This is a genomic window from Pseudomonas sp. RW409, from assembly GCF_003184125.1.
Lineage (GTDB): Bacteria > Pseudomonadota > Gammaproteobacteria > Pseudomonadales > Pseudomonadaceae > Aquipseudomonas > Aquipseudomonas chlororaphis_I.
The window spans coordinates 428,568-443,387 of record NZ_QHHP01000041.1 but is presented as its reverse complement, the minus strand read 5'-3'; the positions used below and the strand labels follow the sequence as shown (position 1 = coordinate 443,387).

Sequence of the window (14,820 nt, the reverse complement as noted above, 5' to 3'; positions counted from 1 at the left end):
CGCAGCCTCGTACCTCGGCAGCGGCTACAGGTGGTTCCGGTTTTCTCCGATAAAAATAATTAGGAACGAGAAATGCAACAGCAAGCTCAAGGATTGAAACGCGGGCTGTCCGCCCGACATATTCGCTTCATGGCGCTGGGGTCGGCGATCGGCACCGGGCTGTTCTATGGTTCTGCCTCGGCCATCCAGATGGCCGGTCCCGCGGTCCTCCTGGCCTACCTGATCGGTGGTGCCGCGGTGTTCATGGTGATGCGCGCGCTGGGCGAGATGGCCGTGCACAACCCGGTGTCCGGCTCGTTCGGCCACTACGCCAGCAATTACCTGGGGCCGTTGCCGGGATTTATCCTCGGCTGGACCTATGCCTTTGAAATGATCATCGTCTGCCTGGCCGACGTCACGGCCTTCGGCATCTATATGGGCTTCTGGTTTCCGGAAGTGGCGCGCTGGGTCTGGGTGCTCGGCATCGTGTTCCTGATCGGCGGCCTCAACCTGTGCAACGTCAAGGTCTTCGGCGAGATGGAGTTCTGGCTGTCGCTGCTGAAAGTCGGTGCGATTGTCGCGATGATCCTCGCCGGCTTCGGCATCATGCTGTTCGGCATCGGTTCGGCCAGCAGCGAGCAGGCCACCGGGGTGGCCAACCTCTGGGCCCACGGCGGTTTCATGCCCAACGGCATCGGCGGCCTGATCGCCTCGTTCGCGGTGGTGATGTTCGCCTTTGGCGGCATCGAGATCATCGGTATCACCGCCGGTGAAGCCAAGGACCCGCAGCGGGTCATCCCCAAGGCGATCAACGCGGTGCCGATGCGCATCCTGCTGTTCTATGTGCTGACCCTGTTCGTGCTGATGGCCATCTATCCATGGCCGCAGATCGGCAGCCAGGGCAGCCCGTTCGTGCAGATCTTCGACAACCTGGGCATCGGCTCGGCGGCGACCATCCTCAATATCGTGGTGATCTCGGCGGCGGTGTCGGCAATCAACAGCGACATCTTCGGCGCCGGACGCATGATGTACGGCCTGGCCCAGCAAGGGCAGGCGCCCAAGGGCTTTGCCCAGCTGTCGAAACACGGCGTGCCGTGGATGACCGTGGTGGTCATGGGCGCCGCGCTGCTGGGCGGTGTGCTGCTGAACTACCTGATTCCGGAAAACGTGTTCCTGCTGATTGCCTCGATCGCCACCTTTGCCACGGTCTGGGTCTGGCTGATGATCCTGGTCACCCAGGTGGCCATGCGTCGCTCGATGAGCGCCGAGCAGGTCGCCCAACTGAAATTCCCGGTGCCGTTCTGGCCCTGGGCGCCGGCAGCCGCCATCGTGTTCATGCTGTTCGTCTTCGGCGTGCTGGGTTACTTCCCGGAGACCCAGGCGGCGCTGGCGGTGGGCGCGGTGTGGATCGTGCTGCTGGTGATCGCTTATCTGTTGTGGGTCAAGCCGGCCGCCGGTCAGGCGGTCCAGGTACACCGCGACCCTTCTTTGTCCCATCGATAACTAACGGAGGCCTCGGATGAAAACTCTCTGGCAACACTGCCACGTCGCAAGCATGGCGCAAGGCGCTTACTCGATCATCGAGGATGCCGCCATCGTGACGTCAGGAGCGCTCATAGAGTGGATCGGCCCGCGCGACCAGGTTCCGGCCGGCGACTATGCCGAGCGGCATGACCTGGCGGGGGCCTGGGTCACCCCGGGCCTGATCGACTGCCACACCCACACGGTGTTTGGCGGCAACCGCAGCGGCGAATTCGAGCAACGCCTGCAAGGGGTGAGCTACGCGGAAATCGCCGCCGCCGGTGGCGGTATCGCTAGCACCGTGCGGGCCACTCGCGCGGCGAGCGAGGACGAACTGTTCGACAGTGCCCGCAAGCGCTTGAAAAGCCTGCTGCGCGACGGCGTGACCAGCGTCGAGATCAAGTCCGGCTACGGCCTGGACCTGGCCAGCGAACGCAAGATCCTGCGGGTGATCCGGCGCCTGGGCGCCGAGCTGCCGGTCAGTGTGCGCAGCACCTGCCTGGCGGCCCACGCCTTGCCGCCGGAATACGCCGAGCGCTCGGACGACTACATTGAGCACATCTGCAGCGAAATGCTCCCGGCCCTGGCCGCCGAGGGCCTGGTGGACGCGGTGGATGCGTTCTGCGAATACCTGGCGTTCTCGCCGGAGCAGGTGGAACGGGTGTTCGTTGCCGCACAGAAGCTCGGCCTGCCGGTGAAGCTGCACGCCGAGCAGCTGTCGTCGCTGCATGGCTCCAGCCTGGCGGCGCGTTATCACGCGCTGTCGGCCGACCACCTGGAGTTCATGACCGAGGAAGACGCCATCGCCATGGCCAAGACCGGCACCGTCGCCGTGCTATTGCCGGGCGCCTTCTATTTCCTGCGCGAAACCCAGCTGCCGCCGATGGACGCGCTGCGCAAGCACGGGGTGAAGATCGCCGTGGCCAGCGACCTCAACCCCGGCACTTCGCCGGCGCTCTCCCTGCGCTTGATGCTGAACATGGCCTGCACCTGTTTCCGCATGACCCCGGAAGAGGCCCTGGCCGGCGTGACCCTGCACGCGGCCACCGCGCTGGGCATGGAGCGGACCCACGGTTCGCTGGAGGCCGGCAAGGTGGCGGACTTCGTCGCCTGGCAGATCGATCGTCCCGCCGACCTGGCCTACTGGCTGGGCGGCGACCTGGAAAAACGCGTCGTGCGCCACGGCGTTGAAGTGGATTTATAGGAGAAGGGTTGTGGATAAGGTTCTGAACTTCAAACAAGGCCGGGTGCCGCTGCTGATCAGCATGCCCCACGCCGGCCTGCGCCTGACGCCAGCGGTCGAGGCCGGGCTGATCCCCGAGGCGCAAAGCCTGCCGGATACCGACTGGCACATCCCGCGGCTCTACGCGTTCGCCGAGGAACTGGGCGCCAGCACCCTGGCGGCCGAGTATTCGCGTTTCGTCATCGACCTCAATCGCCCGTCCGACGACAAGCCTTTATATGTCGGCGCCACCACCGGGTTGTACCCGGCCACGCTGTTCGATGGCGTACCGCTGTTCCGTGAGGGGCGGGAGCCGTCGAAACAGGAGCGGGCGACTTATCTGGAGCAGGTCTGGACGCCTTATCACAGCACCCTGCAGCAGGAGCTGGCGCGGCTGAAGGCCGAGTTCGGCTATGCCTTGCTGTTCGACGCGCACTCGATCCGCTCGCTGATCCCGCACCTGTTCGAAGGCAAGCTGCCGGACTTCAACCTGGGTACCTTCAATGGCGCCAGCTGCGATGCCGAGCTGGCCAGCCAGCTGGAAGCGATCTGCGCCCGTCATGCCGACTACAGCCATGTGCTCAATGGCCGTTTCAAGGGCGGCCATATCACCCGGCATTACGGCAACCCGGCGGAGAACATCCATGCCGTGCAGCTGGAGCTGGCGCAGAGCACCTACATGGAAGAGTTCGAGCCGTTCCGCTACCGCGACGATCTGGCGGCGCCGACCCAGGTGGTGCTCAAGCAGCTGCTGCAAGGGCTGCTGGCCTGGGGGCAGAAGCGCTACGGGCGCTGAAGCCGACAGGAAGCCCTGTAGCCGCTGCCGCAGGCTGCGATAAGGCCGAAGGCCTTCAGCGATCTCAAGATCCTGCGCCTGCTGCGCAGTCGAGCGCAGCCTTCGGCAGCGGCTACAGGTGCGCCTGGCTTTCCGGGGGGAACAACCGCATTTTTTCCAAGGACATGCTCATTCCGTAATTCGGGTTTATGATGCCGGACGGCAGAATAATTGAAGTCCCCCCAGGGATGACCTCGACCCCTTACGGAGCGCGCAATGCAGACTTTGTACCCGCAGATCAAACCCTATGCCCGGCACGATCTGGCTGTCGACGAACCCCATGTGCTGTATGTCGATGAGAGCGGTTCCCCGGAAGGCTTGCCGGTGGTGTTCATCCACGGTGGCCCGGGAGCCGGGTGCGATGCCCAGAGTCGCCGTTACTTCGACCCGAACCTGTACCGCATCATCACCTTCGACCAGCGCGGCTGCGGGCGCTCCACCCCGCACGCCAGCCTGGAAAACAACACCACCTGGGACCTGGTCGCCGACCTCGAGCGGATCCGCCTGCACCTGGGCATCGAGAAATGGGTGGTGTTCGGCGGCTCCTGGGGTTCGACCCTGGCCCTGGCCTATGCGCAAACCCATCCTGAGCGTGTCCATGGTCTGATTCTGCGGGGGATCTTTCTGTGCCGTCCGCAGGAAATCAAATGGTTCTACCAGGAAGGCGCCAGCCGTCTGTTCCCCGACTACTGGCAGGACTACGTGGCGCCTATCCCGCTGGACGAGCGCGACGACCTGCTCAGCGCCTTCCACAAGCGTCTCGTCGGCAACGACCAGATCGCCCAGATGCATGCGGCCAAAGCCTGGTCGATCTGGGAAGGGCGTACCGCCACACTGCGGCCGAACCCGCTGGTGGTCGATCGTTTCTCCGAGCCGCAGCGCGCGCTGTCGATCGCCCGGATCGAATGCCACTACTTCACCAACCATGCGTTCCTCGAGCCGAACCAACTGATTCGCGACATGGGCAAGATTGCCCACCTGCCGGGCGTGATCGTGCATGGCCGCTACGACGTGATCTGCCCGCTGGACAATGCCTGGGAGCTGCACCAGGCCTGGCCGAACAGCGAACTGCAGGTGATCCGCGATGCCGGTCACGCCGCGTCCGAACCGGGCATCACCGATGCCCTGGTGCGCGCCGCTAATCAGATGGCCCGGCGCCTGCTCGACCTGCCGCCCGAAGAAGCATGAAGGGGCTGTTGCAGCGCGTGCGCGGCGCGCGGGTCGAAGTGGCGGGGGAAATCGTCGGTGCGGTGGACCAGGGTTTGCTGGTGCTGGTAGCGGTGGAGCCCGAGGACACTCGGGCCAGTGCCGACAAACTGCTGCACAAGCTGCTTAACTATCGGGTATTCAGTGATGCCGAGGGCAAGATGAACCAGTCCCTGGCTGATGTGGACGGCGGTTTGCTGCTGGTCTCGCAGTTCACCCTGGCCGCGGATACCAAGAACGGCCTGCGCCCGAGCTTTTCCACCGCGGCGCCGCCGGCCCTCGGCGAAGAACTTTTTGACTATCTGCTATGCAAGGCGCAACAGTTGCATGGCAAAGTAGCATCAGGGCGCTTCGGGGCGGATATGCAGGTCCATCTGGTCAATGATGGCCCGGTAACCTTCCTGTTACAGACCTGAAAGTGCTTGAAACATCTTTTTCGGCCGGAAGCGGCCGAAAATAGGCGTTTTTCGCGATAAATACTTGGTCGCCCCTGATGCGTTGTAACGCGGGCTACTAGATAATCGCGCGCTACGGGGATCAGCGTTCGTTGGTCCGTTTTTGACTTAGGTAGAGACTTGTTCGGGACCGTTTGGGGAATCATTTAGCCCCATCGGAGTCGGAACAATGCTCGCCAACCTGGCATATAGATAGCTGGCCGTTGGTTTTTTGATCTGTTTTCGGCGAGGGTTGCTCGTGATTGTTAGTCCCTGTAATGCACCAAAATTGTCTGCCAAACGGTTACGAAACGCACTGGTGACGGGCTCTGCACTGCTCTGCCTGCTTAGCGCCGGCCAACTCTGGGCATTCAATCTGGATGATGTATCGGCCAAGGCTAAGGATCTGGCCGGGCAGAAGTACGAGGCTCCGCGCAGTAACCTGCCGAACGAATTTCGTGAGATGAAGTTCGCGGACTATCAGAAAATCCGCTTCCTGCCTGAAAAGGCCGAGTGGGCCAAGCAGAAAACCCCATTCAAGCTGTCCTTCTATCACCAGGGCATGCACTTCGATACGCCGGTGAAAATCAACGAAATCACGGCGAACACCGTCGAAGAGATCAAATACGACTCGACTCGCTTCGATTTTGGCGACCTCAAGTTCGATCCCAAGGCCACCGAACAGCTCGGTTACGCGGGCTTCCGTGTCCTGTACCCGATCAACAAGGCGGACAAGCAGGACGAAATCATGACCATGCTCGGCGCGAGCTACTTCCGCGTCATTGGCAAGGGTCACGTCTATGGTCTGTCGGCCCGTGGCCTGGCCATCGACACCGCGCTGCCGTCCGGTGAGGAATTCCCGCGCTTTACCGAATTCTGGATCCAGCAACCCAAGCCGACCGACAAGCACCTGGTGATCTTCGCCCTGCTGGACTCGCCGCGGGCCACTGGCGCCTATCGCCTGACCCTGCGTCCGGGCAGCGACACCATCGTCGACGTCAAGGCCAAGATGTTCCTGCGTGACAAGGTTGGCAAGCTGGGCATCGCCCCGCTGACCAGCATGTTCCTGTTCGGCGCCAACCAGCCGTCGAAAGTCCTCAACTACCGCCGCGAGCTGCACGACTCCAGCGGCCTGTCGATCCATGCCGGCAACGGCGAGTGGATCTGGCGTCCGCTGAACAACCCGAAACACCTGGCCGTGAGCAACTTCTCGGTAGAGAACCCGCGTGGTTTCGGCCTGCTGCAGCGTGGCCGCGACTTCAGCCACTACGAAGACCTCGACGACCGCTACGACAAGCGCCCAAGCGCCTGGATCGAGCCGAAGGGCGACTGGGGCAAAGGCACCGTCGATCTGGTAGAGATCCCGACCGCGGACGAAACCAACGACAACATCGTGGCGTTCTGGAGCCCGGAAAAGCAGCCTGAGCCAGGCCAGGCGTTCGATTTCGCCTATCGCCTGCACTGGACCATGGACGAGGCTTCCCTGCATTCGCCAGACAGCGCCTGGGTCGAGCAGACCCTGCGTTCCACCGGTGACGTCAAGCAATCCAACCTGATCCGCCAGCCGGACGGCAGCGTGGCCTACCTGGTGGACTTCGAAGGTCCATCCCTGGCGGCATTGCCGGAAGACACCGAGGTGCGCAGCCAGGTCAGCGTCGGCGACAACGCCGAGCTGGTGGAAAACAGCGTGCGCTACAACCCTGAAACCAAGGGCTGGCGCCTGACCCTGCGGATGAAGATCAAGGATCCGAGCAAATCCACCGAGATGCGTGCGGCCCTGGTCAAGAACGCCACCCCTGTCGAGCCGGCCAAGGCCGTGTCGCCAGCCTCCAGCGCCTCCATCGCCAAGGCCGACAAAGTCGCCGCCAAGCAGCAGGAGAAAAAAGAGGCGGATGCCAAGCAAGCCGAAGCCAAGCCGGCCAAGGACGCCAAGAACCACAAAGACGCCAAGCAGCCTGCTGCTGCCGAGGCGGCCCCAGCCACACCGGAATCTGTCCCGACCGAGCAAGTCCTGACCGAGACCTGGAGCTACCAGTTGCCTGCCGATGAGTAACCCTCAAGTACAGCCAGAGACTCTTGCCGAGTATCTGGCGCACCTGCCAATGACCGATGAGCAGCGCGCGGAACTCGCGGGCTGCAAGTCCTTCAGTGAACTGCACGAACGCCTGTCGTCCTCGACGTTCGACGCGCCTGCCGATGCCGCCCAGGCCTCGGTGGGCCGCCGGCTGACCCTGAGTTCCGCCGAGGAGCTGATCGATGCCGAGATGCTGGCGCTCGACGCCAGCGGTCGCGTGTGCCTCAAGGCCACGCCGCCGATCCGGCGGACCAAGGTGGTTCCCGAGCCCTGGCGCACCAATATCCTGGTGCGTGGCTGGCGGCGCCTGACCGGGCGCACCAACCCGCCGGCACCGCCGAAGGATGAGCGGGTGCTCCCGGCGGCGCGCTGGCGCACCGTGGGTTCGATCCGCCGTTACATCCTGCTGGTGCTGATGCTCGGCCAGACCATAGTGGCCGGCTGGTACATGAAAGGCATCATGCCGTACCAGGGCTGGTCGTTCGTCGACCTGGAAGAAGTCATGCATCAGCCATTGATGCAGACCGCCACCCAGGTACTGCCGTACGCCCTGCAGACCAGCATCCTGATCATGTTCGGCATCCTGTTCTGCTGGGTTTCGGCCGGTTTCTGGACCGCGCTGATGGGCTTCCTCGAGCTGCTCACCGGGCATGACAAATACCGCATTTCCGGTAAAAGCGCCGGCAACGAGCCGATTCCGCAAGATGCACGCACCGCGCTGGTGATGCCGATCTGCAACGAAGACGTGCCGCGGGTATTCGCCGGCCTGCGGGCGACCTTCGAGTCGGTCGCGGCCACCGGTGACCTGGACCGCTTCGACTTCTTCGTGCTCAGCGACAGTAACGACACCGATATCTGCGTGGCCGAGCAGCAGGCCTGGCTGGACGTCTGCCGCGAAACCAAGGGTTTCGGCAAGATCTTCTATCGCCGCCGTCGCCGTCGGGTGAAACGCAAGAGCGGTAACCTCGACGACTTCTGCCGTCGTTGGGGCGGCGACTACAAGTACATGGTGGTGCTCGACGCCGACAGCGTGATGAGCGGCGAATGCCTGACCAGCCTGGTGCGCCTGATGGAAGCCACGCCGGACGCGGGGATTATCCAGACCGCGCCGAAAGCCTCGGGCATGGACACCCTGTATGCGCGCATGCAGCAGTTCGCCACCCGCGTCTACGGCCCGCTGTTCACTGCCGGCCTGCACTTCTGGCAGCTGGGCGAGTCCCACTACTGGGGCCACAACGCGATCATCCGCATGAAGCCGTTCATCGAGCACTGCGCCCTGGCGCCGTTGCCCGGTAAAGGCGCCTTCGCCGGTGCGATCCTGTCCCACGACTTCGTCGAAGCGGCGCTGATGCGTCGCGCCGGCTGGGGCGTGTGGATTGCCTACGACCTGCCGGGCAGCTACGAAGAGCTGCCGCCGAACCTGCTGGACGAGCTCAAGCGTGACCGTCGCTGGTGCCACGGTAACCTGATGAACTTCCGCCTGTTCCTGGTCAAGGGCATGCACCCGGTGCACCGTGCGGTGTTCCTCACCGGGGTGATGTCCTACCTGTCGGCGCCGCTGTGGTTCTTCTTCCTGGTGCTGTCGACGGCCCTGCTGGCGGTCAACACCCTGATGGAGCCGCAGTACTTCCTGGAGCCGCGCCAGCTGTATCCGCTGTGGCCACAATGGCATCCGGACAAGGCGATCGCGCTGTTCTCGACCACTATCGTGCTGCTGTTCCTGCCGAAACTGTTGAGCATCATCCTGATCTGGGCCAAGGGCGCGAAAGAGTTTGGCGGCAAGTTCAAGGTGACCCTGTCGATGCTGCTGGAGATGCTGTTCTCCATGCTGCTGGCGCCGGTACGGATGATCTTCCACACCCGTTTCGTGCTGGCCGCGTTCCTTGGCTGGGCCGCGACCTGGAACTCGCCACAACGTGACGACGATTCCACGCCGTGGAGCGAAGCGGTGCGCCGCCATGGTCCGCAGACCTTGCTGGGCTTCTTCTGGGCGCTGCTGGTGATCTGGCTGAACCCGAGCTTCCTCTGGTGGCTGGTGCCGATCGTCGGTTCGCTGATGCTGTCGATCCCGGTGTCGGTGATTTCCAGCCGCGTCGGCCTGGGCCTGAAGTCCCGTGACGAAAGCCTGTTCCTGATCCCCGAGGAATACGCGCCGCCACAGGAGCTGGTGTCCACCGACCAGTACACCCATGAAAACCGTTGGCATGCGCTGAACGACGGCTTCATCCGGGCGGTGGTCGATCCGCAGCAGAACGCCCTGGCCTGTGCCCTGGCGACGTCCCGGCACGGCCTGGCCGAGCCGATCGAGTGGCTGCGTAGCGAACGTGTCCGCCATGCCCTGAAAGTGGGGCCGGCGGCGCTGAATAATGGCGAGCGCCTGGCGCTGCTGAGCGACCCGGTGGCCCTGGCCCGCCTGCATGAGCAGGTCTGGAGCGAAGGCCATGCCGACTGGCTGAGCGCCTGGCGGCAATCGGTGGATGAAGACCCTCATGCACCGTTGTTGCCGTTGCGACCGCAAACGGCAATCGCCCAACCGGCCTGATGACAACGCCCTTGAGAGCACTCTCAAGGGCGTTGTTGTTTGTGGCATCTGCTTTTTGTCGTCCCCTCTGTAACAACAAATCCTGGTCAAACCCTTGTGCAAACGGCCGGGTGAGTTAGCATCGCACCCCGAATTGCTGCGAGCGGGCATTCCTGGTGCCCGTATCCGTCGGTTTTCCAGGGAAAACCTGTCGCGGGTTCGCCTCACAATAAAATGGGTTCAGGGGACTTGAAGATGAAGAAGTATCTCTCGATGCTGCTGCTCGGCGTCACGGCAATGGTGGCGGTCAATGCAGCCCAGGCTGGCGCCATCGATGATGCGGTCAAGCGCGGCACGCTGAAAGTCGGCATGGACCCGACCTACATGCCGTTCGAGATGACCAACAAGCGCGGTGAGATCATCGGTTTCGAGGTCGATATCCTCAAGGCCATGACCAAGGCCATGGGCGTCAAGCTGGAGCTGGTTTCCACCGGCTACGACGGCATCATCCCGGCCCTGCTGACCGACAAGTTCGACATGATCGGCAGCGGCATGACCCTGACCCAGGAACGCAACCTGCGCCTGAACTTCAGCGAACCCTTCATCGTGGTCGGCCAGACCCTGCTGATCCGCAAGGAACTGGAAGGCACCATCAAGTCCTATAAAGACCTGAACACCGCCGACTACCGCATCACCTCCAAGCTGGGCACCACCGGCGAGATGGTCGCCAAGAAGCTGATCGCCAAGGCCAAGTACCACGGCTACGACAACGAGCAGGAAGCCGTGCTCGACGTGGTCAACGGCAAGGCCGACGCCTTTATCTACGACGCCCCGTACAACGTGGTGGCACTGAGCAAGGTCGGCAACGGCAAGCTTACGTTCCTCGACAAGCCGTTCACCTATGAGCCCCTGGCGTTCGGCCTGAAGAAGGGTGACTACGACAGCCTCAACTTCATCAACAACTTCCTGCACCAGATCCACGAAGACGGCACCTACGATCGTATCCATGACAAGTGGTTCAAGAGCACCGAGTGGCTCAAGGACATGGAATAACACTCGGTCAGACAGACCGAGTCGCCCCATTCGCGGGCAAGCCTCGCTCCTACGGATTCACGCAATCCCTGTAGGAGCGAGCCGGCTCGCGATGGCGTCCTGATCGGCGATACCGAACTTCCCCGCTGCAAACGGCTGGAACCTGCAAAGTGATCAAACATAAAAAAGCCCAATGGCCCTGGCACGTACTGACCGTGCTGGTGCTGATCGGCCTGGCCGGCGCGCTGTATTACGCCACCTCGCTGATGTCCTACGAATGGCGCTGGAACCGCGTACCGCAGTACTTCGCCTACCAGGCTGAGGAGTCGCAGCGGGCGGCGGACATCTCCACCGTCAGCGAGCTGGTGCGCAAAGGCGGCAAGGCCGAGGTCACGCTGCGCAACGACGCGGGTGACGAGCAACGACTGACGGTCGACGAAAACAGCCTGCAAGTCGCCCGTGGCGACGATGTGGCCGAAGGCGATGTGATCGGCGTGACCCGTCACTGGGCGGCCGGGCCGCTGCTGCTGGGCCTGTGGACCACCTTGTGGCTGTCGCTGGTGTCCGGGGTGCTGGGGCTGTTCATCGGCTTGGCGACCGGGCTTTGCCGGCTGTCGAACAACCCGACCCTGCGGGACCTGTCGACCATTTACGTCGAACTGGTGCGCGGCACGCCGCTGCTGGTGCAGATATTCATTTTCTATTTCTTCATCGGTACGGTGCTGAACCTGTCCCGTGAGTTCGCCGGGATCGCCGCGCTGTCGCTGTTCACCGGTGCCTATGTGGCGGAAATCGTCCGCGCCGGCGTGCAGTCGATCGCCCGTGGCCAGAATGAAGCGGCCCGCTCCCTGGGCCTGAACGCCAGCCAGTCGATGCGCCATGTGGTACTGCCGCAGGCCTTCAAGCGGGTGCTGCCGCCGCTGGCCGGGCAGTTCATCAGCCTGGTGAAAGACACCTCGCTGGTGTCGGTGATCGCCATCACCGAGCTGCTCAAGAGCGGACGTGAAGTCATCACCACCTCGTTTTCGCCGTTCGAGATCCTGTTCTGCGTGGCGGCCCTGTACCTGTTGATCAACCTGCCGCTGTCGAAGATGGCCAGCCGGCTTGAGCGGAGGCTCGCGCAAAGTGATTGAAGTCCGCGATCTGGTAAAAGTCTTCGACACCCGGGGCCAGGTGGTCCGCGCGGTAGATAACGTCACCACTAACGTGGCCAAGGGCGAAGTGCTGGTGGTGATCGGCCCGTCCGGCTCCGGCAAGTCGACCTTCCTGCGTTGTCTCAACGGCCTGGAACAGTTCGATTCCGGCTCGGTGAGCATCGACGGCCTGCAACTGGCCGATCCGAAGACCGATGTGAATGCCTATCGCCGCGAAGTCGGCATGGTGTTCCAGCATTTCAACCTGTTCCCGCACATGACCGTGCTGGAAAACCTCTGCCTGGCGCAGAAGGTGGTACGCAAGCGCGGCAAGCAGGAGCGCGAGGCCAAGGCCCTGGCGTTGCTGGAGAAGGTCGGTATCGCGCAGAAGGCCAACGAGTTCCCGTCGCGGCTCTCCGGCGGCCAGCAACAGCGCGTCGCCATCGCCCGGGCGCTGGCCATGGAACCCAAGGTCATGCTGTTCGACGAGCCGACTTCGGCGCTGGACCCGGAAATGGTCGGCGAAGTGCTGGACGTGATGAAAACCCTGGCCCTGGAAGGCATGACCATGGTCTGCGTGACCCACGAAATGGGCTTTGCCCGGGAAGTGGCGGATCGGGTGCTGTTCTTCGATCACGGCAAACTGCTGGAAGACGCCTCGCCAGCGGCGTTCTTCGATGCGCCCCAAGACCCGCGGGCCCAGGCGTTCCTGCGTCAGGTCCTGTAGGTTTTCCACCGGCTGAAACCCATCGCGGGCAAGCCTCGCTCCTACAGATGACCTTTATCTGTAGGAGCGAGGCTTGCCCGCGATTGTTTCACCCCGATATCAAGCGAAACCGGCTCGGCTCAAACCCGGAAGCGCCCGACCAGGGTCTGCAGATGGGTCCCCAGGCGCGCCAGCTCGACGCTGGAGGCCGCTGTTTCCTCACTGGCTGCCGAGGTCTGCTCGGACACGTCGCGCACGTTCAGCACGCTTCTGTTGATTTCCTCGGCCACCGCGCTCTGCTGCTCGGCCGCGGCGGCGATCTGCTGGTTCATCGCCTGGATCGCCGAGACGGTGCGGGTGATGTTTTCCAGCGAGCCACCGGCCCGGCGGGTCAGCTCTACGCTGCTGTCGGTCAGGTTGCGGCTGTTGTCCATGATGTTGGCCACTTCCTGGGTGCCGTTCTGCAGGCCGACGATCAGCTCCTCGATCTCTTCGGTGGACTTCTGGGTGCGCTGCGCCAGGCTGCGCACCTCGTCGGCGACCACCGCGAAACCGCGACCGGCTTCGCCCGCGCGGGCGGCTTCGATGGCGGCGTTGAGGGCCAGCAGGTTGGTCTGCTGGGCGACCGACTTGATCACGTCGAGCACGCTGCCGATCTTGTCGCTTTCCTGCTTCAGGTGGCCCATGGCGGCGGTTGAGTTGCCGACCTCGGCGGCCAGGCGTTCGATCTGTGCGATCGCCTCGCCAACTACCTTGTCGCCCTCGCGGGCCTGCTGATCGGCGGCGACCGCGGCTTCCGAGGCTTCCTCGGCGTTGCGCGCGACTTCCTGGACCGTGGCGGCCATTTCATTCATGGCGGTGGCGACCTGGTCGGTCTCGACTTTCTGGCTGTTGACTCCGGCGCTGGTCTGCTCGGTCACCGCCGACAGTTGCTCGGCGGCGCTGGCAATCTGGGTGACACCATCGCTGATGCCGCCGATCAGCTCGCGCAGGCTCAGGGTCATGCGTTGCATGGCCCGTTGCAGCTGGCCGAGCTCGTCGCGACGCTCGACCTGCAGGTTTTCGCTGAGATCGCCCGAGGCGACACGCTCGACCACCTTGAGGGTCTGGCGCAGCGGGATGACGATCTGCCGGGTGATGCTCCAGGCAGCAACCAGGCCGAACAGCAGGGCCAGGGCGGTGACGATGGCCAGGGTGCTTCTGGCCCGGGCGGCGTCGCTGTCGCGTTTGTGGGTTTGCGCGGCGGTCAGTTGCTTGCTGACTTCCATCAGGCGGTCGCCCTGGGCCGCCATGCGTTTGAGCGCGGCGGCGCTGGCCACCTGGGAGTCGCGAAACTCGCTGACGGCGGAGCGATAGCCCTTGAGGGCGTCGGTGGCCTGTTGCAGGTTGGCCAGGTGCTGTTCCGGCAGCTTGGCCGGCAGGCTGGCGAGGTTGTTCAGGGCGTTGTCGATGGCGTCCAGCGCCGGCTGTTCGGCCTCGGCCTTGCCGCTGTAGGTGTAGCCGCGGACCTGGAAGCGCGCCTGCTGGATCAGTTTGCTCAGGTCGATGACGCTATTGAACTGCGCCACGCTGTCGCCCTGCAGCATGGATTTCTCCACTTCGGCCACCCGGGCCACGGCGTTATCGGCGGTGGCGCCCAGTTTGGCGCGGGCGGCTTCGCGGCTGGCGGTGGCGCGGGTCATGTCGGCGAAGGCCAGCTTGTACTCGCTGACGGCGGCGATCTGCTGGTCGATCATGGCGATGCTTTCAGGCATTTCCAGCATCTTGCGTGCGCGTTGCAGGCCTTCGTCGAGCTGGTTCAGCAGCTCGCTGACGGCCCCCGGTCCCTGCTCGCCACGGCGCATTTCATAGTCCAGGCGCGCGATGCGCAGGTCCTTGGTCAGCTCGTTGAGGCTGGAGATATAGCCCAGCTTGTCGCCGCGCTCGATCACATTGCCCAGGCCCAGCCAGCCGGTCGCGGTGATCAGCAGGGTCAGTAGCAGCACCAGACCGAAGCCAACGCCGAGTTTGAGGTTGACGCTCACATTTCCCAGACTCTGGGCTAACCAACGGTACATGCCGCGAACTCCCTTGGGCTATTAAATAGGTTTTGTAGAGAGCCTATCGGCTGCGTCAGATAAATCTGAAGCAGCCGTGTAACAGCAGCGAGGCTTGCCG

At 63.4% G+C, this 14,820-nt stretch carries 11 protein-coding genes and 1 pseudogene; 10 read left to right on the top strand and 2 right to left on the bottom strand.

Annotated elements, in window-relative coordinates:
* Window positions 1–72 precede the first annotated feature (72 nt).
* From DK261_RS22445 to DK261_RS22400, 10 genes are all read left to right on the top strand, one after another.
* Entirely contained in the window at window positions 73–1,482 is a 1,410-nt protein-coding gene (locus DK261_RS22445) for an amino acid permease (protein ID WP_009046568.1), read from the top strand.
* Window positions 1,483–1,498: 16 nt separating this feature from the next.
* On the top strand, window positions 1,499–2,704 hold the full coding sequence (gene hutI / locus DK261_RS22440) for an imidazolonepropionase (RefSeq protein WP_110176420.1): 1,206 nt from the start codon (window positions 1,499–1,501) through the stop codon (window positions 2,702–2,704).
* Between the two features lie 10 nt (window positions 2,705–2,714).
* On the top strand, window positions 2,715–3,518 hold the full coding sequence (gene hutG, locus DK261_RS22435; RefSeq protein ID WP_038630409.1) for an N-formylglutamate deformylase: 804 nt from the start codon (window positions 2,715–2,717) through the stop codon (window positions 3,516–3,518).
* A gap of 255 nt (window positions 3,519–3,773) precedes the next feature.
* Window positions 3,774–4,745 (top strand): prolyl aminopeptidase, encoded by a 972-nt coding sequence (gene pip, locus DK261_RS22430; RefSeq protein WP_038582775.1) that lies wholly within the window; start codon window positions 3,774–3,776, stop codon window positions 4,743–4,745.
* Complete coding sequence (gene dtd / locus DK261_RS22425; protein WP_016704431.1) at window positions 4,742–5,179, top strand: D-aminoacyl-tRNA deacylase; 438 nt, start codon at window positions 4,742–4,744, stop codon at window positions 5,177–5,179. The genes pip and dtd overlap by 4 nt, the downstream gene beginning before the upstream one ends.
* Window positions 5,180–5,456: 277 nt before the next feature.
* Window positions 5,457–7,250 (top strand): glucan biosynthesis protein G, encoded by a 1,794-nt coding sequence (locus DK261_RS22420; RefSeq protein ID WP_028683785.1) that lies wholly within the window; start codon window positions 5,457–5,459, stop codon window positions 7,248–7,250.
* Window positions 7,243–9,813, top strand: a complete 2,571-nt coding sequence (gene mdoH / locus DK261_RS22415) for a glucans biosynthesis glucosyltransferase MdoH (protein ID WP_016704433.1) — start codon at window positions 7,243–7,245, stop codon at window positions 9,811–9,813. The genes DK261_RS22420 and mdoH overlap by 8 nt, the downstream gene beginning before the upstream one ends.
* Window positions 9,814–10,047: 234 nt before the next feature.
* Window positions 10,048–10,845 carry a transporter substrate-binding domain-containing protein gene (locus DK261_RS22410; protein WP_016704434.1) on the top strand — a complete coding sequence of 266 codons (798 nt, stop codon included), beginning with the start codon at window positions 10,048–10,050 and terminating at the stop codon, window positions 10,843–10,845.
* A gap of 152 nt (window positions 10,846–10,997) precedes the next feature.
* The gene (locus tag DK261_RS22405; RefSeq protein ID WP_371923113.1) at window positions 10,998–11,957 is read left to right on the top strand and encodes an amino acid ABC transporter permease; all 960 of its coding nucleotides are present in this window, start codon (window positions 10,998–11,000) and stop codon (window positions 11,955–11,957) included.
* Window positions 11,950–12,684 (top strand): amino acid ABC transporter ATP-binding protein, encoded by a 735-nt coding sequence (locus tag DK261_RS22400; protein ID WP_009046576.1) that lies wholly within the window; start codon window positions 11,950–11,952, stop codon window positions 12,682–12,684. Before DK261_RS22405 ends, DK261_RS22400 begins: the two co-directional genes overlap by 8 nt.
* A gap of 119 nt (window positions 12,685–12,803) precedes the next feature.
* On the opposite strand, the gene DK261_RS33955 is transcribed toward DK261_RS22400, so the two are convergent.
* Window positions 12,804–13,517 (bottom strand): methyl-accepting chemotaxis protein, encoded by a 714-nt coding sequence (locus DK261_RS33955; protein ID WP_371923112.1) that lies wholly within the window; start codon window positions 13,515–13,517, stop codon window positions 12,804–12,806.
* Between the two features lie 141 nt (window positions 13,518–13,658).
* Window positions 13,659–14,720: pseudogene (locus DK261_RS33950) on the bottom strand (methyl-accepting chemotaxis protein); the annotation flags it as partial.
* Window positions 14,721–14,820: the final 100 nt, after the last annotated feature.